At 43.0% G+C, this 23,688-nt stretch carries 22 protein-coding genes; 11 read left to right on the top strand and 11 right to left on the bottom strand.

All coding sequences use genetic code 11. The annotated features are described in order from the left end of the window. Nucleotides 1-113 precede the first annotated feature (113 nt). The 4 genes from deoC (at nt 114) to deoD (ending at nt 4,411) form a co-directional block, all read left to right on the top strand. Entirely contained in the window at nt 114-890 is a 777-nt protein-coding gene (gene deoC / locus AB4133_RS05235) for a deoxyribose-phosphate aldolase (protein WP_010436196.1), read from the top strand. Nucleotides 891-1,000: 110 nt separating this feature from the next. After that, nucleotides 1,001-2,329: a thymidine phosphorylase gene (deoA, locus tag AB4133_RS05230; RefSeq protein ID WP_371721147.1), complete on the top strand. Its 1,329-nt coding sequence runs from the start codon at nt 1,001-1,003 to the stop codon at nt 2,327-2,329. A gap of 76 nt (nt 2,330-2,405) precedes the next feature. Then, nucleotides 2,406-3,626 carry a phosphopentomutase gene (locus tag AB4133_RS05225; protein ID WP_372224045.1) on the top strand — a complete coding sequence of 407 codons (1,221 nt, stop codon included), beginning with the start codon at nt 2,406-2,408 and terminating at the stop codon, nt 3,624-3,626. A 65-nt stretch (nt 3,627-3,691) separates the two neighbouring features. After that, a complete protein-coding gene (gene deoD / locus AB4133_RS05220; protein ID WP_017063285.1) occupies nt 3,692-4,411 on the top strand; it encodes a purine-nucleoside phosphorylase in 720 nt (239 codons plus the stop codon). A 127-nt stretch (nt 4,412-4,538) separates the two neighbouring features. Here deoD and AB4133_RS05215 read toward each other — a convergent pair whose 3' ends face one another. After that, nucleotides 4,539-5,150, bottom strand: a complete 612-nt coding sequence (locus AB4133_RS05215; RefSeq protein ID WP_076655999.1) for a YtjB family periplasmic protein — start codon at nt 5,148-5,150, stop codon at nt 4,539-4,541. A gap of 109 nt (nt 5,151-5,259) precedes the next feature. On the opposite strand from AB4133_RS05215, the gene serB reads away from it, so the two are divergent. After that, the gene (gene serB, locus AB4133_RS05210) at nt 5,260-6,240 is read left to right on the top strand and encodes a phosphoserine phosphatase (RefSeq protein WP_371721146.1); all 981 of its coding nucleotides are present in this window, start codon (nt 5,260-5,262) and stop codon (nt 6,238-6,240) included. A gap of 122 nt (nt 6,241-6,362) precedes the next feature. Here the strand turns inward: serB and AB4133_RS05205 are convergent, their stop codons facing one another. Next, entirely contained in the window at nt 6,363-8,708 is a 2,346-nt protein-coding gene (locus AB4133_RS05205) for a PilZ domain-containing protein (RefSeq protein WP_372224044.1), read from the bottom strand. Between the two features lie 161 nt (nt 8,709-8,869). Between AB4133_RS05205 and radA the strand changes: the two genes are divergently transcribed. Both radA and fusA read left to right on the top strand, forming a co-directional pair. Next, nucleotides 8,870-10,249: a DNA repair protein RadA gene (gene radA / locus AB4133_RS05200; RefSeq protein ID WP_017058826.1), complete on the top strand. Its 1,380-nt coding sequence runs from the start codon at nt 8,870-8,872 to the stop codon at nt 10,247-10,249. Between the two features lie 235 nt (nt 10,250-10,484). Further along, a complete protein-coding gene (gene fusA, locus AB4133_RS05195) occupies nt 10,485-12,572 on the top strand; it encodes an elongation factor G (RefSeq protein ID WP_017058825.1) in 2,088 nt (695 codons plus the stop codon). A 232-nt stretch (nt 12,573-12,804) separates the two neighbouring features. Here fusA and AB4133_RS05190 read toward each other — a convergent pair whose 3' ends face one another. From AB4133_RS05190 to AB4133_RS05160, 7 genes are all read right to left on the bottom strand, one after another. Then, entirely contained in the window at nt 12,805-13,659 is an 855-nt protein-coding gene (locus tag AB4133_RS05190; protein ID WP_102319911.1) for a hypothetical protein, read from the bottom strand. Between the two features lie 3 nt (nt 13,660-13,662). Further along, complete coding sequence (locus AB4133_RS05185; RefSeq protein WP_372054892.1) at nt 13,663-16,053, bottom strand: fimbria/pilus outer membrane usher protein; 2,391 nt, start codon at nt 16,051-16,053, stop codon at nt 13,663-13,665. A 10-nt stretch (nt 16,054-16,063) separates the two neighbouring features. Continuing rightward, on the bottom strand, nt 16,064-16,744 hold the full coding sequence (locus tag AB4133_RS05180) for a molecular chaperone (protein WP_102319913.1): 681 nt from the start codon (nt 16,742-16,744) through the stop codon (nt 16,064-16,066). Between the two features lie 88 nt (nt 16,745-16,832). After that, nucleotides 16,833-17,417, bottom strand: a complete 585-nt coding sequence (locus tag AB4133_RS05175; protein ID WP_372224043.1) for a hypothetical protein — start codon at nt 17,415-17,417, stop codon at nt 16,833-16,835. Between the two features lie 171 nt (nt 17,418-17,588). Then, nucleotides 17,589-18,227, bottom strand: coding sequence for a response regulator transcription factor (locus AB4133_RS05170; protein WP_102319915.1), 639 nt, complete (start codon nt 18,225-18,227; stop codon nt 17,589-17,591). Nucleotides 18,228-18,464: 237 nt separating this feature from the next. Next, nucleotides 18,465-18,680, bottom strand: coding sequence for a VF530 family DNA-binding protein (locus AB4133_RS05165; RefSeq protein WP_102319916.1), 216 nt, complete (start codon nt 18,678-18,680; stop codon nt 18,465-18,467). A gap of 45 nt (nt 18,681-18,725) precedes the next feature. Next, nucleotides 18,726-19,676, bottom strand: coding sequence for a LysR substrate-binding domain-containing protein (locus tag AB4133_RS05160; RefSeq protein WP_372224042.1), 951 nt, complete (start codon nt 19,674-19,676; stop codon nt 18,726-18,728). A 103-nt stretch (nt 19,677-19,779) separates the two neighbouring features. Here AB4133_RS05160 and AB4133_RS05155 point away from each other — a divergent pair, with 103 nt between their 5' ends. Beyond that, a complete protein-coding gene (locus tag AB4133_RS05155) occupies nt 19,780-19,986 on the top strand; it encodes a DUF1127 domain-containing protein (protein WP_048658140.1) in 207 nt (68 codons plus the stop codon). A gap of 90 nt (nt 19,987-20,076) precedes the next feature. Here AB4133_RS05155 and AB4133_RS05150 read toward each other — a convergent pair whose 3' ends face one another. Further along, entirely contained in the window at nt 20,077-21,765 is a 1,689-nt protein-coding gene (locus AB4133_RS05150; protein WP_372149902.1) for an AMP-binding protein, read from the bottom strand. Nucleotides 21,766-21,848: 83 nt separating this feature from the next. Then, nucleotides 21,849-22,589, bottom strand: a complete 741-nt coding sequence (locus AB4133_RS05145) for a helix-turn-helix domain-containing protein (protein ID WP_372224041.1) — start codon at nt 22,587-22,589, stop codon at nt 21,849-21,851. A gap of 194 nt (nt 22,590-22,783) precedes the next feature. Between AB4133_RS05145 and AB4133_RS05140 the strand changes: the two genes are divergently transcribed. Genes AB4133_RS05140 through AB4133_RS05130 form a run of 3 tightly spaced genes read left to right on the top strand, consistent with a single transcriptional unit; the run spans nt 22,784 to nt 23,676 of the window. After that, nucleotides 22,784-22,978: a Flp family type IVb pilin gene (locus tag AB4133_RS05140; RefSeq protein ID WP_372125736.1), complete on the top strand. Its 195-nt coding sequence runs from the start codon at nt 22,784-22,786 to the stop codon at nt 22,976-22,978. Between the two features lie 37 nt (nt 22,979-23,015). Next, nucleotides 23,016-23,180: a Flp family type IVb pilin gene (locus AB4133_RS05135; RefSeq protein ID WP_248389332.1), complete on the top strand. Its 165-nt coding sequence runs from the start codon at nt 23,016-23,018 to the stop codon at nt 23,178-23,180. Nucleotides 23,181-23,196: 16 nt separating this feature from the next. Further along, nucleotides 23,197-23,676 (top strand): prepilin peptidase, encoded by a 480-nt coding sequence (locus AB4133_RS05130; protein WP_372125733.1) that lies wholly within the window; start codon nt 23,197-23,199, stop codon nt 23,674-23,676. Nucleotides 23,677-23,688: the final 12 nt, after the last annotated feature.

The raw sequence follows: 23,688 nt of genomic DNA, 5'->3' as shown, positions 1-23,688 counted from the left end.
TTCAGGGAACCAAGTCCGTTCATTTGTGGCTACTGAGCATTACTAAAATATCCATCTATACTGGATGGAGGGCGAAGTAGTTAACTATTTGAATATATTGATCGGAGATAGAAATGAGCGATTTAAAAGCAGCAGCTCTACGTGCACTTAAACTTATGGACCTAACTACGCTAAATGACGATGACACTACAGAAAAAGTAGTGGCGCTTTGTCATGACGCGAAGACTGCAGTAGGCAACACCGCTGCAATCTGTATTTACCCTCGCTTTATCCCCGCAGCTAAGAAAGCGTTGCGTGAGCAAGGTACTCCAGAAGTACGCATTGCGACTGTAACTAACTTCCCTCATGGTAATGACGACATCGAAATTGCTGTTGCAGAAACAAAAGCAGCGGTAGCGTACGGCGCAGACGAAGTTGACGTAGTATTCCCATACCGTGCTCTTATTGCTGGCAACGAAGAAGTTGGCTTTGAGCTAGTTAAACAGTGTAAAGCAGCTTGTGGTGACATCACGCTTAAAGTGATCATCGAAACAGGTGAACTGAAAGAAGAAGCACTGATCAAGAAAGCTTCTCAAATCTGTATCGAAGCAGGTGCAGACTTCATCAAAACTTCAACAGGTAAAGTGCCAGTAAACGCGACTCCAGAGTACGCGCGCATGATGCTTGAAGTTATTCGTGACATGGGCGTTGCTAAAACAGTTGGTTTCAAACCAGCTGGTGGCGTACGTACTGCTGAAGATGCAGCACTATACCTAGCAATGGCTGATGAGCTATTAGGCGCTGAGTGGGCAGACAACATGCACTACCGTTTTGGTGCTTCAAGCCTACTAACTAACCTTCTTAATACATTAGAAGTGACAGACCAGACTGCTGATCCAGCAGCATACTAATATCCCAATCGGGTGTAACAAGATTTAGTCTGTTTGATGGAGTGGCGTTAAGTCACTCCACATTACCTCTTTCCCTACAAACCATACTCACTAGAGTTTGGGAGGCACTAATGTATCTACCTCAAGAAATTATTCGCAGAAAACGTGACGGTGAAGTCCTAACAGCTGAAGAGATTAACTTCTTCATTCAAGGCGTAGCTAAGAACACGGTTTCTGAAGGCCAAATTGCAGCATTCGCAATGGCTATCTTCTTTAATGAAATGACAATGCCAGAGCGTATCGCACTAACGTGTGCAATGCGTGACTCAGGCATGGTGATTGACTGGAGCCACATGAACTTTGATGGCCCAATCGTTGATAAACACTCTACTGGTGGTGTTGGTGACGTAACTTCTCTGATGCTTGGCCCTATGGTGGCAGCATGTGGCGGTTTCGTTCCAATGATCTCTGGTCGTGGTTTAGGCCACACTGGCGGTACGCTAGACAAGCTTGAATCTATCCCTGGCTACAACATTACACCAACCAATGATGTGTTCGGTGCAGTAACGAAAGATGCTGGTGTAGCGATCATCGGTCAAACAGGCGATCTAGCACCTGCTGATAAGCGTGTTTACGCGACTCGCGATATCACAGCAACAGTCGATAATATCTCGCTAATCACGGCTTCAATCCTATCTAAGAAACTGGCCGCTGGCCTTGATTCTCTAGTGATGGATGTAAAAGTAGGTTCAGGCGCATTCATGCCGACTTACGAAGCATCTGAAGAGCTAGCGAAATCTATCGTTGCAGTAGCAAACGGTGCGGGTACTAAAACAACAGCAATCCTAACGGACATGAACCAAGTGCTGGCTTCTTCAGCGGGTAACGCAGTAGAAGTTCGTGAAGCGGTTCAGTTCCTAACGGGTGAATACCGTAACCCACGCTTGTTAGAGATCACGCTAGCATCGTGTGCTGAAATGTTGGTGCTGGGCAACCTTGCAAAAGATTCAGATGAAGCGCGCGAAAAACTGATGGCAGTACTGGATAACGGTAAAGCAGCAGAGTGCTTCGGTAAAATGGTAGCGGGCCTTGGTGGTCCAGTTGATTTCGTAATGAACTACGATAACTACCTAGAAAAAGCAGACATTATTAAGCCAGTGTACGCGCTAGAAAGCGGTGTGGTATCAGCAATGGATACTCGTGCAATTGGTATGGCTGTGGTTGGTATGGGCGGCGGTCGTCGTGTAGCAACTGACAGCATTGATTACGCAGTCGGTTTTGATCACTTCATTCGCCTAGGTGAAGTAGCAAGTGAAGATAAGCCATTAGCAATGATTCATGCTCGCAACGAACAACAGTGGCAAGAAGCTGCAACAGCATTACAAAATGCAATCACTGTGGGCGGAGAATATACAGCAACGCCAGACGTTTACCGTCAGATTCGTTCTGAAGACGTGTAAATAACAGGTATCGGTATACCTCGCGTATACCGATAAACAGAGTTCTGGTGCAAAGAGCAATAAGTTGGTGAAGAAAATGAAAAGAGCATTTATTTTAGTTTTAGATTCATTCGGTATCGGTGAAACAGCGGATGCAGACAAATTTGGTGATGTAGGTTCTGACACTATGGGCCACATCGCAGATCATTGTGACCAAGGTCTTGCAGACAATGCAGATCGTAAAGGTTCACTGGCACTGCCAAACCTGTCTAAGCTAGGTCTAGCGATGGCTCACAAAGAGTCTACGGGTCGTTTTGCTCCTGGTATGGATGCAGACGCTGAGATCATTGGCGCTTACGGTCACGCTGCTGAGCTGTCTTCTGGTAAAGACACGCCATCAGGTCACTGGGAAATCGCAGGTGTTCCTGTACTGTTTGACTGGGGCTACTTCACCGACAAAGAGAACAGCTTCCCAAAAGAACTGACTGACCGCATCCTTGAGCGTGCAGGCCTGTCTGGTTTCTTGGGTAACTGCCACTCATCTGGTACGGAAATCCTAGATAACCTAGGTGAAGAGCACATGAAGACTGGTCTGCCAATCTTCTATACTTCTGCAGACTCTGTTTTCCAGATCGCTTGTCACGAAGAGACATTCGGCCTGCAAAACCTATTAGACCTTTGTCAGATTGCTCGTGAAGAGCTAGAAGATTACAACATTGGCCGTGTTATCGCTCGTCCGTTTGTTGGTCCGGGTAAAGGTCAATTTGAGCGTACGGGTAACCGTCGTGATCTTTCTGTTGAGCCACCTGCGGCAACTATCCTGCAGAAACTTGTTGATGAGAAGGGCGGTAACGTTCACTCAATCGGCAAGATCTCTGATATCTACGCGGGTTGTGGCATCACTCAGAAAACCAAAGCAACAGGTATCCCTGCGCTATTTGAAGCAACCAAAGAAGCGATCAATGAAGCGGGCGACAACACTATCGTGTTCACTAACTTCGTTGATTTCGACTCAGCTTACGGCCACCGCCGTGATGTTGCTGGTTACGCAGCGGCACTTGAGTACTTCGATGGTCGCATCGATGAAATCATCGATATGATGAAAGAAGACGATGTGCTTATCCTAACTGCAGACCACGGTTGTGATCCGACATGGCCAGGTACAGACCATACTCGTGAGCACATCCCTGTGATTGTTTACGGTCAGAAGGTTCCAGCCGGTTCTTTAGGCCGTCGCGATACATTTGCTGATATCGGTCAAAGCTTAGCGTCATACTTTGGTACATCGCCAATGGGACACGGTACAAGCTTTCTATAATAGTTAACGAAGAGAGAGGGAAACTTCTCTCTTCTTTTTTTGTTTTGAGATTAAGGATATTTTCAATGGCTACTCCACATATTAATGCTGAAATGGGTGATTTCGCTGACGTAGTTTTAATGCCAGGCGATCCGCTACGTGCTAAATACATCGCTGAAACCTTCTTAGAAGAAGTGGTTCAAGTGTGCGACGTTCGCAACATGTTTGGTTACACCGGTACTTACAAAGGTCGTAAGGTTTCGGTAATGGGACACGGTATGGGCATTCCATCTTGTTCTATTTACGCGACTGAGCTTATCAAAGACTTTGGTGTGAAGAAGATCATTCGTGTGGGCAGTTGTGGTGCAGTGAGCGAAGATATCAAAGTGCGTGATGTGGTGATCGGCATGGGCGCATGTACTGACTCTAAAGTGAACCGTATTCGCTTTAAAGATCATGACTTTGCGGCGATTGCGGATTACAAAATGGTGCGCGCGGCAGAAGATGCAGCCAAAGCTCTCGGTGTCGGCGTAAAAGTCGGTAACCTGTTCTCGGCTGAGCTGTTCTACACGCCAGATCCAGAGATGTTCGAAGTAATGGACAAATACGGCATTGTTGGCGTAGAGATGGAAGCGGCTGGCATCTATGGTGTATGTGCTGAATACGGCGCAAAAGCTCTAACGATCTGTACTGTTTCTGACCACATCAAGACTGGTGAGCAAACGACATCAGATGAACGTCAAACGACTTTCAACGACATGATGGTTATCGCACTAGACTCAGTGTTGCTTGGTGACCAAGAATAATCTTGATTTGTCTTAGCTTGATAAGTTAACAGATAACAAAAAGCCCCGTTGCTGCCTGAGCGTCGGGGCTTTTTATTGGATTGCTGTACTTATTCTGAGTCTAGTATTTATTGTCAGCCTAGTGTGTTTATGAGCTTACATTTTTCAATAGTAAGTTCTCACCAGACTTAGTTGGTCTTCTGCGAATCAGCATGATGAACAACACGCCACTCACAAACCCCATCAACACCATACCGATCATGTAGCGATCACTTTTGCGGTAGTGGTGATCAGAAATCGCCGTCATCTTACCGGTTTCAAAAGTCACTCGAATAAAGCCGATGATCGTTTTCTCTGGAGAATAAATAGGTTCAACTAACTGTTGTCTGCCGATACTTGCTGTTGAAAGTGGTGTATCTAAGCCAAGAACCTCACGTACCGAGAGGGCTTTTTCGCTCGAAGCCAGTCGAATACCCTCTGCATCATAGATGGTGGTATCGAACACCAGTCGGTCTTGAGATAGCTGGTTAGTCAGATCAAGCAATCGCTCTTGGTCTTGTTGCGTGATCATCTTGCTGGCTGAAAGTGATGCCTGAGAGATAAGCAGCTTGGTAAGAGTTTCCAATTGTTTTGCTTGGATCTTCTCGTTACCTTTACTGATCACGACCGTATTTTTAATCGTTACAACGAACATGGTAGCCAACAAAATGAGGGCTAGCATTCGTAAAGCGTTACGTATTGAGAACAATGATTCATTCATGTTTAACGAAGCCTGAAATAAACAAATGTTATGATTAAGACATATTGAGACTTGCGTTTTCAAATTGCAATAGGTTAACGTTTAGCATAGTTAATTAGGAATCATACACATGGACGATCAGAAATATCTGCCGATAAAAAGGCATACGACATTATTAACTCGACTCCCCGAGACTCGTTTCGCTTCTCAACTCGCTAAATCCAAGGCCAATTGGATTGTGTTTGGTGAGTACCTATCTCCACAATCTTTCGATGACATCGACTTTTTCACTGGCACTTACAACACCATCCTCGATACGTGGAAGGTTGGGCATTATGAAGTGGCTTTGATGTCAGGCAATCTAACGCCAGCACACGAAGAAATCCTCCAAGCGCTAAAGCTTGATTATGCTTGCCTTAGCGAGGTCCCAGACTTATCTAAGCCAGGTTTGATCGTGATGGATATGGATTCCACAGCGATTCAAATTGAATGCATTGATGAGATTGCCAAGCTAGCTGGAGTGGGAGAGTTAGTCTCTGAAATCACAGAACGAGCGATGCAAGGCGAGCTCGACTTTGAACAGAGCCTGCGCCAACGAGTAGGAGCACTGAAAGGTGCGGATGAGTCGATATTAGAGCAAGTGCGTCAGTCATTGCCATTCATGCCAGATTTGGTCGGGCTGGTGAATACTCTAAATAAGCTTGGCTGGAAAACAGCGATTGCATCAGGAGGTTTTACTTACTTCTCTGACTACCTGAAAGATACCCTTGATCTAGACCATGCTCAATCAAACACGCTTGAGATCGTCAACGGTAAGTTGACGGGTGAAGTCTTAGGCGATGTTGTTTCGGCGCAGACCAAAGCGGATATCTTGGTAGAGTTGGCTGAAGAGTACGAATTGGAACTACATAATACCGTTGCCGTTGGTGATGGTGCCAATGACTTGGTGATGATGGGCTCTGCAGGTTTAGGCATTGCCTACCACGCAAAACCAAAAGTAGAGCAGCAAGCTCAAACTGCTGTTCGTTACGCAGGTTTAGGCGGTGTGCTGTGTATCTTGTCGGGTGTATTGGCTAAGCAACAGAAGATCAGCTGGCAAGCGAAACCTTAGGGGCTCTACCTAAGTGCTATTGGCTATGTATCTTATTTAGCAATAGTGGCTCAGACACAAAAAAAGCAGGCTATCAGCCTGCTTTTTCAATTTTCATGCTTAAGTTAATACGCCACTCGAGGCTAGCGTGTTAGCTCCAATCGAATCAGCACTTCATCGGTAATGTCCTCTATCTCGCCATAACCGATAAACGCCGTCACCTCATTCTCTAGCTTCTTAGCTTGATGCATACTGATGCGTGAAAGCTCTTCTAAATCCGACTGGAATAAACTCGTTAGCGGATTAAAGATAGGTGCCGTGGTGACTCGCAATACATACACATCACCTAAGTGCTGCGCTTTCTTGATGAATAAGATGCGTTCCTTTGCTGAGGCGAAGTCTTTGACCAACTTGGTGTGTACCGACTGGATTTTGTCGCCAAACTTCACTGCAGCAATGTACACGTCATGATGCTTAGGCTCCGCACCTTCAATTCTTTTTAGTGGCTCAGCCAACAGTGAGTTGGTGTGACCCTTGAAGATTGGCTCGAGTGAGAACTTTTGGTTGTGACCAAGTTTAGCAAGTAACGTTAGATGCTTATTCAGTGGGAAATTCACACCAATGATCTTACAGCGCAGCGTTGAACTTGGCTTATCAATGAATATTGGGTTACTGACCATCTTGCTCAACAAAATGTTGTGCAGTGATTCGAGTAGCGAATGTGTTGGCAGTATCTCTTGCTTCTTAATCAGCTTACTTTGGTTTTGATCGATAAGCCCATTAAGGAAAGCGATGGTACGCATTGTCTTGGCGTTCTCGGCAATAACCAACTGCACGTTGCGACCATTCGGACTCACTCGAATTACGTGGTAAGGCACTGTGCTCAGTGGCAGGTTCTTGTCATAGAGCTGCAGTTCATTGAAGTTCACTAATACCGGATCATTAATCTTGAGTACCATTGGGTGTTCAAGGCTAATGCTCAGTCCACGCTTCGAAATATCTAAGGTGTGTCCGTTCGCCGCTGTGCCATCTTGTGATGTAAGTTGCAACGGTGACTTAAATTGGTATCTCGGCTCTTTACGACGAGTCTGAGAGTCAAAGTAAATGCTTTGAATATTGCCGATGACAGTACGCGGGTGACGGAAGCGGTTCAATTCACTGCTTGGAATGCGTGGCTTTTCACTCAGAAGATAGTCCGCCGCACTTTCGTGATCGCCAATCTCTTGCAAGATTCCGCAATGCGTCAGTTGAGCTGAGCTTTGAGCCAGCGTATCCGAGTGTTTAGCTAATGCTTGTCGCTCAGTGTCTGAAAGTTCGAAAACCGAGAACTTGAACGCCTTCCAACTTTTACGTTTGCCACCGATGTGCCAGAACAGCTGTCTTTGTTCACGAGAGGCTTCAGGCAGCATCATTGAATAGAACAAGGTCTTGTTTTGGTGTTCATGGGTAAAAGAGTAGATAACGTTACTGGTTCCCTTCACTCCTGGTTTCGCCAACAGGTTCATACGTTGCTCGTTGAACAGGGTACCCAGCGCTTGTTGATTTCGTTCGTCGTGCCAATATTGCCATAATGGATGGTTGTTATCCGTCAGTAGGGCAAGCTTTAGTTCGCTGCCGCTGAAAAACAGGGGTAGGTTACAAGTATGCTTTAGATAGGTATGTTCGATTCCTCGAGTACGAGTTCGAATAATCCTATCTTGATTCTCATGGCTGGTTTTCTTACTGGTGCTATTTAAAGACTCATCGAGTAAGCGAGCCACAATATTGTTGTCGCTTACCTTGATGGTTCTTAGAAATTTGACCGCGTTGTTCTCATAAGATTCGTCGATACCCAAAACACGAAATTCAACCGCTTGGTTAACATCGTTTTCTTGGGACTTTTCGATAAGCTCTGAGAACTTAACGCTGATGATCTCGCCGAGGTTGTATCGAAAGGCGCTCGGTACTTTGAACTTTGCACCCGACGGGGAGATATCAACCGTTACACCATGTAGGCTTTGCCCTTTCGATGTGGTGATCTCGACCTGCGAGCTAATCTTGAGTCTGTTCTCTTGGCGCTTTAAGTCGTAACCTAGGTTAATAGCTTCCGCTTCATACGGGCTATTGGCGCTAGTAATGTCGTGGTTACCTTGAGAAGATGTTTTAACAACGCTCAGAGGCTGAGTTCGCGGAGTCATTACTAACTCCCATGCGCCTTCTGTGTAACCTTTAAACTTTTTTGTACCACGTTGATACGCGTTTAACGCGATGTCATCTAGCCAGTGTTTACGGCCGTCTAACGTGAACTGACGACATTCATTATCAATGCGCCCACGTAAATCAATGCTCTTTGTACACGGAGCCATGATACGATTCAGTTCCATTTTAACCAGCAGTTTTAGAGACGGAGATTCGCCTTCTGTCATTTGAGAAAGAAGGAATTCGAAATCTTCGGCGTGGTAGGCCGGGATAAGACGTTCTGCTACAGATAGAATTTCAGATTGCTGCATACTTTTCTTGTTAGAATGGACGGTGCATTTATGTTATCGACTAGTTTAAATCGATCTTTAAGTATAAGTGGTATGACTGCAACGTTTATTTTCACCCGTACGGTCAAATAAGTCACAAATTGACAACATCATTGTGTAACTGAGTAAATTATTGAGGTTTTATGGCTAAGGCAAAACGAGCTTATGTGTGTAATGACTGTGGTGCTGACTTTCCACGTTGGCAGGGGCAGTGCAACGCATGTGGTGCTTGGAACACGATTACAGAAGTTAGGTTAGCCGCTTCACCTCAAGTAGCGCGCAATGAAAGATTATCTGGTTATGCAGGTGCAGTAACAGAATCGAGCGTTCAGACATTATCTGAAATTAATCTACAAGAAGTACCACGCTTTAGTAGTGGCTTTAAAGAGCTAGACCGCGTACTTGGTGGTGGTGTCGTACCGGGTGCTGCGATCCTGATTGGTGGTAACCCGGGTGCCGGTAAATCAACGCTGCTATTACAAACCATGTGTCAGCTCTCTTCTCAATTACCGACTCTCTATGTAACCGGGGAAGAATCTCTGCAACAAGTCGCGATGCGTGCGTCTCGACTTGGATTGCCAAAAGAGCACCTAAAGATGCTCTCAGAAACGAACGTGGATAAGATTTGTCAGGTTGCAGAAAAAGAACAACCTAAGATCATGGTTATCGACTCCATCCAAGTTATGCATGTTGCTGATGTTCAGTCTTCACCGGGCAGTGTTGCTCAGGTTCGTGAATCGGCAACCGCATTAACGCGCTACGCAAAACAGAATAACGTTGCTGTGTTCTTAGTGGGACACGTAACTAAAGACGGCACCTTAGCCGGGCCAAAAGTGCTTGAGCACATTATTGACTGTTCTGTTCTATTGGATGGCGGAACCGATAGCCGTTTTAGAACACTGCGCAGCCACAAAAACCGTTTTGGTGCGGTCAATGAGCTTGGCGTGTTTGCTATGACAGGCCAAGGACTAAAAGAAGTCAGCAACCCATCGGCGATCTTCTTGTCTCGTGGTGAAGAAGAAACCTCGGGCAGTTCGGTGATGGTTGTGTGGGAAGGTACTCGTCCATTGCTTGTTGAAATTCAAGCGCTGGTGGATTATTCCCAGCTGGCTAACCCGCGTCGTGTCGCTGTCGGCCTAGAGCAAAACAGGCTTTCGTTGTTATTAGCGGTGCTGCATAAACACGGCGGCTTACAAATGGCTGACCAAGATGTGTTTGTGAATGTCGTCGGTGGTGTTAAAGTAACCGAAACCAGTGCTGATCTTGCGTTGGTGATGGCTCTACTTTCAAGTTTCAGAGATCGCGCATTGCCAAAAGATGTGGTGGTATTTGGAGAAGTAGGCCTAGCGGGTGAGATTCGACCGGTACCAAGTGGGCAAGAGCGTCTTAATGAGGCATTTAAACACGGCTTCAAGAAAGCGATTGTACCGGCGGCTAACATGCCTAAGGGAGGTATTCCAGGAATGCAGATCCATGGCGTGAAAAAATTATCAGAAGCAATTAATGCTTTTGATGAGTTGTAATTGAGCTCACTTCAGCTACTCTATACAGCAGAAATTCAGTCTAACTTAAAACGCCAATTGCGCTTTAGATTAGCACTAAACTAAACAATCATTTAGATTGTTTCTACAGATTGCCTTTTTCTATATGTTAGAAAAAGGCAAAGTTTTTTAGTCCCAAATGCATGCAAAGCTATCAGTCTTCACAGATTGTGATATACTCTGCGCGCATTTTATATCCTATTAACAGAGTAAGACAATGGCAGATTTATCGAAATACAGAAACATTGGTATTTTCGCGCACGTTGATGCGGGTAAAACAACTACCACTGAGCGTATCCTTAAGCTAACTGGTCAAATCCACAAGACTGGTGAAGTACATGATGGCGAATCAACGACTGACTTCATGGAACAGGAAGCTGAGCGCGGTATTACTATCCAATCAGCAGCTGTAAGCTGTTTTTGGAACGATCACCGTCTAAACGTTATCGATACTCCTGGACACGTTGACTTCACAGTTGAAGTATACCGTTCTCTTAAAGTTCTTGATGGCGGTATCGGTGTATTCTGTGGTTCTGGTGGTGTTGAACCTCAATCAGAAACTAACTGGCGCTACGCTAACGAATCAGAAGTATCTCGTCTGATCTTCGTTAACAAACTAGACCGTATGGGTGCAGACTTCTACAACGTTGTTGACCAAGTTAAAAACGTTCTAGGTGCAACTCCTCTAGTAATGGTTCTACCAATCGGCCGTGAAGACGAGTTCGTTGGTGTTGTAGACCTACTAAGCCGTAAAGCATACGTTTGGGATGACACTGGTCTTCCTGAAAACTACGAAATCAAAGATGTTCCAGCGGACATGGTTGATGACGTTGAGCAATACCGTGAAGAGCTAATCGAAACTGCTGTAGAGCAAGACGATGACCTAATGGAAGCTTACATGGAAGGTGAAGAGCCTTCTATTGAAGACGTTAAGCGTTGTATCCGTAAAGGTACTCGTGATATCGCATTCTTCCCAACGTTCTGTGGTTCTGCGTTCAAGAACAAAGGTATGCAACTTATCCTTGATGCTGTAGTAGATTACCTACCAGCACCAACTGAAGTTGACCCTCAGCCTCTAATGGATGAGAACGGTGAAGAAACTGGCGAACACGCTATCGTTTCTACAGATGAGACTTTCAAAGCGCTTGCATTCAAAATCATGGATGACCGCTTCGGTGCTCTAACTTTCGTTCGTATTTACTCTGGTAAACTGAACAAAGGTGACACGATTCTTAACTCATTCACTGGCAAGACTGAACGTGTTGGCCGTATGGTTGAGATGCAAGCTGATGACCGTAACGAACTAACTAGCGCACAAGCTGGTGACATCATTGCGATCGTTGGTATGAAGAACGTGCAAACTGGTCACACTCTATGTGATCCTAAGCACCAAGTAACGCTTGAGCCAATGGTATTCCCAACTCCAGTAATCTCAATCGCTGTATCTCCAAAAGATAAAGGCGGTTCTGAGAAAATGGGTATCGCTATCGGTAAAATGGTTGCAGAAGATCCATCTTTCCAAGTTGAGACTGACGAAGAGACTGGCGAAACTATCCTGAAAGGTATGGGTGAACTTCACCTAGACATCAAGGTAGATATCCTTAAGCGTACATACGGCGTTGACCTAACTGTAGGTGCTCCTCAAGTTGCTTACCGTGAAACTATCACTCAAGCAATTGAAGATAGCTACACGCACAAGAAGCAATCTGGTGGTTCTGGTCAATTCGGTAAGATCGATTACCGTATCAAACCAGGCGAAGCAGGTTCTGGCTTCAAGTTCAACTCTGTAGTTGTGGGCGGTAACGTTCCTAAAGAATTCTGGCCTGCAGTTGAGAAAGGCTTCGCATCTATGATGGAAAACGGCGTACTAGCTGGCTTCCCAACTCTAGACGTTGAAGTTGAACTTTTCGATGGTGGTTTCCACGCAGTCGATTCATCTGCTATCGCATTTGAAATCGCAGCGAAAGGCGCATTCCGTCAATCTATGCCTAAAGCTGGCGCGCAACTTCTTGAGCCAATCATGAACGTTGACGTGTTCACTCCAGACGATCACGTTGGTGATGTTATCGGTGACCTTAACCGTCGTCGTGGCATGATCAAAGATCAACAAGCTGGCGTTACTGGTGTTCGTATTAAAGCTGACGTACCTCTTTCTGAGATGTTCGGCTACATCGGTCACCTACGTACTATCACTTCTGGTCGTGGCCAATTCTCTATGGAATTCGCACAATACGCACCATGTCCAACTAACGTTGCTGACGAAGTGATTGCAAAAGTTAAAGCAGAAAAAGAAGCTGGTAAGTAATTAGCCCTTTTCTCAATTAGCTAAAAAAGCCCCGCAAGTGAAAGCTTGCGGGGCTTTTTATTTTCAACAAAACTAATTCTGCTCTCTTATCTTAAGTGCTTATATCCAAAAACTTAAAGTTACAGTGATGCATTAATTTCTTTTCATAGGATAGTGGTAGAGCCATATACGGTGTTCGTTAATATTTTTAGCTGTCCACTGACTAAACCGTAGGTTTCTTCATCACGTGTATCTATGGCATAGCTTTAACTTCAACCGTTATCGTATCTTGATATTTACCAGCTCTCGCAAAGTCTATGTTACCTAGCATTACTTCAAGGGGGAGCCCCCAACGCTTGGTTTCATCATTGTTTGAGAAGGTATAAACTGACTTCCGGTTTACCAAAGCATTATTAAATCGCAACGTATATGGGATCGAGATATTGGGTTCCGACTTCTGCTTTAACTCTCCATATTTTTGCTTTACAACTAACCTTACATTCGAGTTTGAAAGAAGATCAAAATCAGAACGGTAGGTGCGGTTAGATTCAAGATCACCAAGTTGGAAGCGATAACCTGAGCTCCCTGAACGTTGAACGTGTGGCGCATTTGGCACTGAGTTGAAAGCTACAAACGCTGGGACTTTGAGTTTAACTTTGGCATTTTTGGTCTCTTGCTTTCTATCTAAGGAAATAGAGGCTTCAAGAAGTCCGTTATAGTTACCAGATGCTGCTACTTTAGCTTCTGGTACCTTTATCCAAAACTTCGTCCTTTGGCTATTATCCAGAGGTAGTTGAAAACCTTTGCTAGGAAAGTGACTCAATTGACGGAAGTTCTTGTCCAGAATAGTAAGGGGCAAATTCGTTCCAATTGAACTTAAGTAGCTAGATTGTTTATTGTTGACCGATACTATGGCCATTGGGAATCGACAGTTCTGAATATCACGTGACAACTCTAAATAAACAGGAATATAAGCGCCTAAATCTCGCTTAAATTCAACATTGCTTCTGTCGATGTTTAGCATCCACTTGCCATTGCATTCGGCGGCCCAAATTGGTTGAGATAACATGGCTAAACCGAACACTGAGATCTTTAGAAAGTGTTTCATGGTTTATCCCTCTTTAATAAGTAAAGTTGGTAGATAAATCAGGTTGTCATTGATTTCTGGGACGTTCAATTTTGTTGGGCTAAAGCCATCTATGACGATGGTGTAGTTGCCCGGTGCAACGCCTTCCACAACGAACCTGCCTGATCGATTAGTGAAAAATTCATACGTTTTCTGTTGTCCAACCAACTGACCTTGGAAGAGCTTTAATGGTTTTTCTTGTCCGATCTCAATTTTACCAATGATGGTTTTCGATGCTGCCGATCCGATTTTTATTAGATGGCCTGTTTGTGATCCTGGCGTAATGCTGTACTCGTGGTCGCCAAAGTCATAACCTATCGGTGCGTCTGGCACATCAATGTAGATACTGGACAATTGGTGCCCTCCAGACAACTGAACGGCATTACTAATAGTATAGGTAGATATTGCTTCTGCAGGATCATCTGCAACCGCATTAATTTCTACATCAGCATCTAACGAGTTATGAACGGCAATAATTGCCACTGGACCATTGATGGGACGTGACCAAGCTAAGTTACCGTCAGCCAGGGTAAGCGCTGTACTTGCTCGTAAAGAAGCGGTTTGGTAGTTTGCTGAGTTATCAAATGCTAGGTGAGAAACCTTAGCATCTGTGATAAAACGGTTTGCCACATAATTACCCTCGAAAGAGTAAGTTTGAGAGTCGCTCTCGCCTTCAGCAGTCATCGCATAGCCATAACTGCCCGTATAGTCCTCTGATGGGCGTTGAAATTGAGCTCGATAGGTATCTGGTTCGTTGGAGTAGGATATATTTGCATTGTATTCTCCATTGTCAGAGTTCCAGTCCCAATCTGCTGAAAAAGTAAAACGGGTTTCGTCAATGTTTTCATTTGGGTTATCTTCTTTCTCTATACCAGCAGAGAGTGATATATTATAAAATTGCCAAGCAACTTCAGTAGAAGCCTGCCATTGCACTTCAGCCTCTTCAAAATCACGATAGTCACCGCTCAGGATTAAACTAAGGTTATCCGTAATACTGAAAACGTAGTTTGAAAAGACACGAAGTCCAGTACTCGCATCTGCAATCTGCCAGGGTAGTGCAAAATAATTATCCTGGTATTCACTACCAAGGCGAAAGTTTGGGGAGCCATAACTGTCTGTTCCCCATAGTTGATGGGAATAATCTAAGCTGTAGATGCTACCTGTATCGTTATTGGGCTTGTTGTTTTGTGCTGAAGCTCTAACGCCTAAATTCCCCCAATCAGAACCTATTGTTGCAATCACGCCTAGTTGCTGTCCTTCAGGGTGATACAAAGCGTTTGCACCGGCTGTTAAGGTATCGCTAATACCATAGTCATAATAACCAGAAGTTACCCATTGCTCGTCGTCATACTTAAAGTTGTTATCTTCAATCGTCGACGTTAAACCAGAGTAGAATCCAAAATCTGAAATACCTTCGCGTAACAAACGCGAGTTAAAGAACTGGCTATAAACGATGGTATCGGTTCGACCTGATTGATAACTAATATCCAACCGAACATCATTGGTACCAGAAACGAGAGGCAAGTCGTCTAGTGTATATCGACCTGGAGGTAAGCGAATTTCAGTGAGAAAAACGTCGTTAATATAGACTTCTATATCAGCACTCTCATTCAGTACCAGTGGTTGAGTTCCGCCATTTTGGATATTCCGGGTAGGTTGTAAGTCCTGGTACAAACGTTCAAAAGCAAGTCCACCGAGAGGTGTACTAGGAAGGTGTCCGGCACTTGCTTGGGTTACATCGCCAAAGGTAAGTCGAAAAGGGGTTGTCGGTTCATCGAAGAAAAGACGAGCTTCGCCACGATAGACGTCAGAGTTGATATCGTTACCACCAGTAACAAAACCGGAAATGTCAATATTAGCGCCTCGAACGCCGCCAATATTGGTTTTTAATAACCATTCACCAAGCCACGTTTGGGTGTCCTCTGTATTAGAGTCGTTAAACAAGGAGTAGTCAGTACTGGCATTTAATGTATTTTGCATTGTCCAAAAAGCGCTTTCTGAGTATTGGGCGGGTTCATATTTGCTACCAAACGAAAGCAAAAACTCAGCAGCAGCGGTTTCATCAATAACTAGGTTAATATTTTGATCGGAGGAATTGAAGGTTGCACTGATACCCATATGGTTCAGTTGTTCTATCGTAATGTACTCTTCGGAGAAATTTCGTAGCGCCACCAATGTCTCAGGGTTGATCAGCTTTTCAGTTGCCTGCACAAGCTGTTCTACGTTAATGGATCCAACAGTCATACCATCAGAATACGCATTTACTTCGCCGATAGTGTTTTCCCCCCAAGTTACTGGGAATGGGAACAACCAACTTTGCGCGAGCGCGGTTTGTATAACAGTAATGAGAGTGAGACATAAAATGAGATTTTTCATGAAAACCTCACTAGTCTATTGTTTTAACAGAAACTTTCTCTGGCTGCCCTAATTCACTTGGTAAGGTGTACTTGACGGTTGTTCCTGGCATTAAGTAAGCGCTTGTCTTTTTACTTAATACTTCCCAATCGACCGTTTTGTTTGCTTTGTCACCAGAGAAGCTGAACTCCATACCATTCATGTTCAGTACTCGTTTGCCATCGTTACGGATAGCAACCTGGCGATTTTGGAGTGTAGTAGTTGGAATTGATTTACTGGATGTGGGAGAGACAAAAACCAAAGTCGCAAACTCTAATAACATGGAAATAGAACTGTCGTCATCTTCCTCAATTTGATTTTCTAGTTCAATTTGCGAAAAGACGATACGGTAGGTGACGGTTTGTTTTATAGGTCCTGTTGGCATGTAACGTACGCGGAAAGTCTGAGATTTTTGCCCGTCAATTTTAGCTTGAGGTGGAAGGACGAGAAACTCATCTTCCGATGGTGTTAAAATTTCTTCGCCAGTAGAAAAATCAGTTTGATAGACATTTACTTCTAAGAGGATTGGTTCTTCTTCCACATTAGTCACTTTATACAAGCCTTGTGCATTTCGACCAACATCATCAAGTTCTAGATAGATTGGGCTGACTTCGTACGCGAAAAGGGCTGAGCTGAACAATAAAGAAAATAGAAGAGTTATAATCCTAGTCATTGATATTTCTCCATAAAATAAACTTGGCTCGAGAACCGAGCCAAGTTTCTTGCCTAAAAGACATTATCCATAAAGCGTCATTCGGTTATTAGCTTGCTGGACCTGCTGCAGCAAGACTCACTTTGATTTTACCTTTATATTTACCTGCTCGTGCAAAGCCTGAATCTTCAGGTTGTACATAAATTGGATGCTTGTTGATTTTGTTCACCAAGTGTTCGCCCAATGATGGAATTGGCGACGCCGTTACCTCCATGCCATGGTCGTTTTCGGTGTTCGCCACCGTATCTGAACCAATTATCACTGCGTAGTTAATTTTTTCACTCATATTGTGCTTGGTTACGCCGTTTAGCTGGTAAGCTGTTACTGAAAACTCCAAATCAGTTCCGTAGTTACACCATGCACGCAAGTTACCTACCAAAACTTCCTTATTGTTGAAGCTATTGGACCATGAATCCTCGTGCACTTTGTTCGCTTTGCGTAGAACGTTATTCTTCACATCTTTCTTACCTATTCGCAGTAGACAGCGTTTTGGAACTCGGCCTTCAATTCGAATCGTTTTTTGGTCCGTGTTACTCAGTGTCGTAAAGTCCACAGCATTATTAAATTGAACCGCAGAAGCGCCAAAAGAAAGTGAAGCGGCTGCTACAGCAGTAGCAAGAAGTAACTTTTTCATAACTCAATCCCTCGTTAGTTAAGATGCATATCTGTGCATCGCCTCTAAAGACTACGAGGGAACGGTTAGTCAAACCTCATCACATGGAGTGAAAAATATCGTTTGCATAGGGTGAGTTTAGAATGAGTTTTGTCATAATTCATTTTTCTTTTGATTTAACCTTGTTGCTACCTAGTTAGCGCTTTTTACTTGAGCAAGAAGTTCATATCTCGATCGTAAGTTTAATTTACGAAGTAAGTTTGATGAGTGAGTTTTCACTGTATTGATACTGACGTGCTGCTGAGATGCAATCTGAGAGTTTGAAAGCCCCTTTAGCATCAATGTGCAGGTATCCCTTTCCTTTTTAGTTAACTCTTTGTAATTGATTATATTTTCGCAAGCTGATTCATAATTAGGCTCATTGCTTTGATAGGAAGAAACCAGCTTATTTAACACTGACCTTGGGAACCATATATCTTCTTGATAAACAGATAAAATTGCTTTCGATATAAACTCAAAGTGCTGACCGACTTGCCCTGAAAAGCCTTTCTCTAGCCATACTGTAGAGGTATTGTCATTCACATTGACTGCTAACCAAAATTCGTTTCGTTCATGTAGGATAAATCCGTATCTTTTGGGGCATGGCATTGTTTGAATATCAAATAAAACAACCGTTTCAGGTTCGAGTTTCGGTACTTGCACAAAGCATTGGGAATGAGTGATTTGCGCGCTAGGAATAGATACCGAAAGTAGGTCTTTTATCACCCTATAGTATGAATTATTGCGGGTAAGGACATGAATGTCTAACGCGAGTTCAGAATCAACTTCCATGATTGACCTCTCTATTTACTCATACACAAAATCTTTATTAATCGCTAGGTTAATGGGGAGTTATCCCACTGTCTCTGGTTCAATAATATTAGTATTGATTGAGCATTATTCAATGGAATGGATGTGCTATTTGTTTTAATTATTGATTTTCAAAGGAAAATAATAAAATTGAATGGAATGCGCACCAATGGGTTCATACTTTAGTACCGTAAATGGTGCGTTTGTTAAAGGTAGGGACTAGCTAGTTTTTAGTTGGATGTAAATCTGCTCTACCTTGGTACGAGCCCAATCTGTTTTACGCAAAAATTTTAAGCTCGATTTAATGCTCGGGTCTTTTTTAAAGCAGTTGATGTTCACCATGTAACTCAACTCTTCCCAACCGTAATGTTCAACTAATTCAGTCAGTAGCTTCTGTAGAGTGATACCGTGAAGTGGATTATTGTCTTGTGTCATGAGATGTTCTCGCCATTTATTTGAGCTAAGTATACCAGTTTCGCTTTATGAATTATCCGACCATTTGAGTTCGTAATCGGTGTGGATAATCGAAAGCTCTTCTCTACCTGTATCACCAAATAATTTAACCTGAGCCTGCATCCATTCTTCGAAACGTTTTATCTTCTCTCGATGAAAGTAACCCGGAGGCGCGCACAAAAAATAATTGTATTTAGGCTTCAGCGCGATGTTTCCGATCCGCACCAATTTCTTTTCTTGTAAGTAGCGGTATACCAAGCTGTGTTTAACAAGCGCGACACCTTGAACGGATAGCGCACCTTCTAGCACAAAATGAGAGCCATCAAATTGCAATGATGTGCGGCCAGCTTTTACCCCTGCGACTTGTAACCAGAGATTCCAATCCATATCAGGCCAACGGTCTTCAATAAGTTCCGCTTTATGCAGATCGTCGATGTCATAGATACCGTGTTTCTCTTGATAGATAGGGTGGCAAACCGGGTAAATGACCTCGTCCATCAACCAGCGTGATTCGATGTTTGGGTAGTCTCCATGACCATATCGAACACAGATATCGACATTAGAATCTTCAAATGTGACTAGCCTATTAGTCGGCTCAATTAACATGGATAGATCAGGGTGGCGATCGCGAAAGTCGCCTATTCTCGGTACGAGCCAATGCTGAGCAAAGGAAGGCACGGTAGAGATCGACAGCTGAGTGGGGTTTGGATCTTGGTTGATGCGTCTCACCCCATCTTGAATATGAGCAAAGCCTTTCTTCACTTGCTGGTACAGTACTTCACCTTCATGAGTGAGTACTATTTTTCGGTGCTGACGAATAAACAAGTCTGCACCTAACCACTCTTCAAGTTGGCGAATTTGTTGGCTGACGGCAGCTGCCGTGACAAATAGCTTTTGTGCGGCGAGCTTAAAACTGCCAGTTTCAGCCGCCGTGTAAAAGTAATAGATCCCTTGGAATGGTGGGGTTCGTTCTCTCACATTAGTTTTCCTTAACTGAATGCCAGTATCTATCGTTTGTCGATGTTGCTCTGTTGGTCGATTATTGACCATAACAAAGCAAAAGATCAACAGGAGAAAGGCTATGAATACGATCACAGCAACAGCAAATACCAACCATTCATTTTTATCATCATTATCAATTAAGAAATTCTATTCTAAATTAGGCATGTACTTTCAAAATCGTAGAACCAGAAAGCAGCTGTCTGAGCTACCAGAGTATTTGTTGAGAGATGTAGGGATTACACAGGAACAAGTTGATAAGGAACTGAAAAAATCGTTTTGGGAGTGAGTGGGAGTGTTAGGGGAGGGACTGGCTAATCTAAGGTTGAGCGTACTTTGCTGCCAAAAAAGGAGCCATATGGCTCCCTCTCGATTTTAATTATTCTTCCCAAACCACCAATTTATCTTTCGGCCAGTTATGACCAACTTCATGGTATTTCTGCTCAAGGATATGTCGCTTGATTTTGAGAGTCGGGGTTAACACGCCATTCTCAATGCTCCATGGTTCCTTAATCATCAATACACCTTTGATCTTCTCGTGTGAACCAAGCTGCTCGTTCATTTTCTCGATAACGCGCTTTGTCGTTTTCTCATAGCGAGCTCGATCGAAATTAGGGAAGTCATGCGGTACCACAAGTAGGATTGGACCAGGTAGGCCAAGACCTATCAAACACATCATTTCTACGCGGCTGTACTCAAACAGTTTGTTTTCGATTGGTACAGGGGCAACAAACTTACCTTTAGCGGTTTTAAAGGTATCTTTCTTACGCCCACGAATCGTTAGGTAACCTTCACTATCGATATCACCGATATCACCGGTATGAAGCCAACCATCCGAGTTAAAAGACTCTTGGGTTGCAATATCATTCTTGTAGTAACCAGAGAACATGCCTTTGCTTCGAACTAAAATCTCTTCGTCTTCTGCAATTTTGAGTTCAATGCCCGGACCAGCGTTACCAACCGTACCAATTTTATCGGCTCTAAACGGGTGGTTAATCGTGCTGTAGGCGAAAGACTCAGTCATTCCCCAAGCTTCGGTAATGTGTAGGCCAACACTCTCATACCATGCAAGTAGAGCTGGTGATACTGGAGCTGAGCCACAGCCAAGAACGCGAGCTTGGTCTAACCCCAGACCATCAGCCAGTTTCTTCTTAATTAGGTTATTCACGAACGGAATTTTAAGTAAGAAGTTCAGTTTTTTCTGTGGAAGTTTATCTTGGATTCGTTGTTGGAATAGAGTCCATAAACGAGGAACTGAAATAAACAAAGTTGGACGATGCATTTTTACATCATCAATAAATGTGTCTAAAGATTCAGGGAAAGCAGTAACCACCCCACCCATCACTGAAGAACCAAAGATGTACACTCGTTCGGTTATATGGGCAAGCGGCAGATAAGAAAACAGGCGATCGCCAGGTTGGATACCAATGTGATCGATTAATCTCTGAACTGACCATGTAAAGGCACCATACGTGAGCATTGCGCCTTTCGGTAACCCAGACGTACCCGAAGTATAAACAAGCGACATCAGCTTATCATCGTGATGCTGAGGTCTTTTGGTTGAGGGTTCATGTGTTTCGATAAGTTGCTCAAAAGTGTGCTGGCACTTAGCGGCAGTATCGTAGGGTAACGAGATACTAATTAGACTCGGATTATCATCGAGTACTTTTTGAGTGGCTTTAGGATCATCAAGCTTACCGGCAATTACAATCTTACTTTCACTGTGTTCAATACAGTATTGAATAGTGTCTGCCCCCGCTGTTGGAAAGATTGGGACGCTGACAAAATCTCCTAACATCATGGCAAGATCACAGATAAACCACTCTGCACAGTTTTTTGAAACGAGCGCGACTCGATCGCCGGGTTGAGCTCCGAGTCCTTCTAATGCTGACGCCAGTTTTAGTGCTTTGTCGGCCACTTCTTTATAAGTAAATTCAACAAATTGGCGGTTGATGATTTGTTTTAAATAGACTTCATCTGGGCGTTCTTCTGCCCATTTTAAAATCATGTCATTGGGTGTAGGGAGAGCTGTTGCTTTTTCTTGGCTAAACTCGTTAGGCTGAATCATTGTCTAACTCCATGTTTTTCGCTAAGTTATTTTTGTTAAGATCATGTTAAATGTACCATGATTTTTTCTTTTAGGGAGTAAAATTAGCGTTTTCTGTTATCCGTGCAGGCACGTCTGTAACTTGCGGGTGTTACTCCGGTCCTTTTCTTAAAGATTCTTGAAAAATACGACACATCCTTGTATCCACATTGGTAAGAAATAACAGCTATTTTTGATTCGGTATCGGCTTCGATTAACTTTTTGGCTAACAGGATTCGTTTATCGCACACAAAGTCTCTAAAGCTTACCCCAAAGTGTAGATGAAACTTCTTAGAAAAGTAGGTTGTTGAACAATGACACTTTTCTGCGATTTCTGTTTCTCTGATTTCTTTGTTGATGTTGTCCATAACAAAGTTAACGACTTCAGAGGTAAACAACTTTGCAGGTAATTGATTGTTGTTTGTATCTCGGTCGAGATCAAAATGAGGCTCGAAGATATGCTGTGTTTTACTCTTCAGTTCTTCGAACTTACTGGTCAGATGTTTACTGTTTGTTTCGATAATAAAGAATATATTCTTATGATTTCGAACGATATTAGGTAACGGGTCTGAGCAAATAAGAACTATTCTTTTATTAAGGTTCTCGCAAATAGCTAAAGCCATTGTAAGTAGTTGAAGTTTATCTGGCTTATTCAATATGAAAAACACTAACCTTACATCTAAGTTACTGATTATAGATATATCTTGTCCAAAGTTTTCAATAGGAAAGTAGTGGCTTATTTTATTGATAATAACAGCGTTAAAGTCACTATCCTTATCTGATAATAAAGGTGTTACTACTTTCATATAAATACCAACTCTATTTCATATTTAAATGTGGGTTTAAAATTAGCTAAATTACTATCCGTAACAATTAGATTAGAAGTACCACAAAAAAGTGCAAGTGAATGGCAAAAAAATCCTAACCGAATATATCTCTCACCTCTAGATTTAGTTTACAGGTAAACAAAGCCTGATACGTAAATCAAGGAGAGGTTCTCATGGATAAGTTTTTGAATAATTGTAAAGAATTCATGAAAGATGAAGAAGGGTTGACTGTTATCGAGTACGTAATCGGTGCAGCGATGCTTGTTTTAGGTTTGACCACAATTTTTTCCGGTGTAGGTGCTGCCCTAGCTACCAAACTGACAAATATCATTGGGTTAATTACAGAGACTGGTACTCCAGGTGTATAGACTGGAAAAATTTACTAGTAAGTTAGTAGGAGCACGTTTGGATAGAGCATTGATTAGAAAATTTCAAAGAGATGAGAATGGGCTTGTAGTTGTTGAATATGTTATTGGTGCTGCAGGTTTATTAATTTTAGTTGGGATATTATTTGCTTCTTTCGGAACGGCGCTTCTTTCTAAGTTGTCTAGTATCCTCTATTCGTTATAAAAGGGTTGACAAGCATATGGTAAGTTATTTATGTGTTTGGTTAGTTATGTTTTTTATTTCATTTTACGATCTTAGTGAAAATAGAATACCAAACAACCTACTGATAATGCTTATTATTGTTGGTTTTTCTTATGGTTTTCAACAAGTCGGAGTTAAAGAGCAGATATTAGGCGTTGTAATTTATTTCTCTGGTGGGTTACTACTTTATTTTCTTAAAGTGATGTCTGCTGGTGATGCTAAACTTTTGGGTGTTTTAGGTGGTATTTTTGGCGCGTCGGCAATAATAGATGTTGGTTATTATATTATAATATCTTGTGGTTTGATTGGACTTATGTACTTGTTTTTATATAAAGTTAATAGTTTAGGGCTTCAAGGGGGAACGTTGAATTTGAATCCAACCAATAATCAAGTAAATACTAGATATAAAGAAAAAATAACGATGCCTTTTGCACCTTCTGTTGTTATCGGTTTAGCGATGTATAGTTATTTTACTTAAAAGTGTTGTTGG

It is taken from the genome of Vibrio sp. 10N.286.52.F8 (assembly GCF_041468745.1).
Classification (GTDB): domain Bacteria; phylum Pseudomonadota; class Gammaproteobacteria; order Enterobacterales; family Vibrionaceae; genus Vibrio; species Vibrio crassostreae_C.
This window is presented reverse-complemented; position numbering and strand designations above follow the sequence as displayed.

Coding starts and splice junctions, on each gene's coding strand:
- deoC (WP_010436196.1), top strand. CDS start 114: ATGAGCGATTTAAAAGCAGCAGCTCTACGTGCACTTAAACTTATGGAC.
- deoA (WP_371721147.1), top strand. CDS start 1,001: ATGTATCTACCTCAAGAAATTATTCGCAGAAAACGTGACGGTGAAGTC.
- AB4133_RS05225 (WP_372224045.1), top strand. CDS start 2,406: ATGAAAAGAGCATTTATTTTAGTTTTAGATTCATTCGGTATCGGTGAA.
- deoD (WP_017063285.1), top strand. CDS start 3,692: ATGGCTACTCCACATATTAATGCTGAAATGGGTGATTTCGCTGACGTA.
- AB4133_RS05215 (WP_076655999.1), bottom strand. CDS start 5,150: ATGAATGAATCATTGTTCTCAATACGTAACGCTTTACGAATGCTAGCC.
- serB (WP_371721146.1), top strand. CDS start 5,260: ATGGACGATCAGAAATATCTGCCGATAAAAAGGCATACGACATTATTA.
- AB4133_RS05205 (WP_372224044.1), bottom strand. CDS start 8,708: ATGCAGCAATCTGAAATTCTATCTGTAGCAGAACGTCTTATCCCGGCC.
- radA (WP_017058826.1), top strand. CDS start 8,870: ATGGCTAAGGCAAAACGAGCTTATGTGTGTAATGACTGTGGTGCTGAC.
- fusA (WP_017058825.1), top strand. CDS start 10,485: ATGGCAGATTTATCGAAATACAGAAACATTGGTATTTTCGCGCACGTT.
- AB4133_RS05190 (WP_102319911.1), bottom strand. CDS start 13,659: ATGAAACACTTTCTAAAGATCTCAGTGTTCGGTTTAGCCATGTTATCT.
- AB4133_RS05185 (WP_372054892.1), bottom strand. CDS start 16,053: ATGAAAAATCTCATTTTATGTCTCACTCTCATTACTGTTATACAAACC.
- AB4133_RS05180 (WP_102319913.1), bottom strand. CDS start 16,744: ATGACTAGGATTATAACTCTTCTATTTTCTTTATTGTTCAGCTCAGCC.
- AB4133_RS05175 (WP_372224043.1), bottom strand. CDS start 17,417: ATGAAAAAGTTACTTCTTGCTACTGCTGTAGCAGCCGCTTCACTTTCT.
- AB4133_RS05170 (WP_102319915.1), bottom strand. CDS start 18,227: ATGGAAGTTGATTCTGAACTCGCGTTAGACATTCATGTCCTTACCCGC.
- AB4133_RS05165 (WP_102319916.1), bottom strand. CDS start 18,680: ATGACACAAGACAATAATCCACTTCACGGTATCACTCTACAGAAGCTA.
- AB4133_RS05155 (WP_048658140.1), top strand. CDS start 19,780: ATGAATACGATCACAGCAACAGCAAATACCAACCATTCATTTTTATCA.
- AB4133_RS05150 (WP_372149902.1), bottom strand. CDS start 21,765: ATGATTCAGCCTAACGAGTTTAGCCAAGAAAAAGCAACAGCTCTCCCT.
- AB4133_RS05145 (WP_372224041.1), bottom strand. CDS start 22,589: ATGAAAGTAGTAACACCTTTATTATCAGATAAGGATAGTGACTTTAAC.
- AB4133_RS05140 (WP_372125736.1), top strand. CDS start 22,784: ATGGATAAGTTTTTGAATAATTGTAAAGAATTCATGAAAGATGAAGAA.
- AB4133_RS05130 (WP_372125733.1), top strand. CDS start 23,197: ATGGTAAGTTATTTATGTGTTTGGTTAGTTATGTTTTTTATTTCATTT.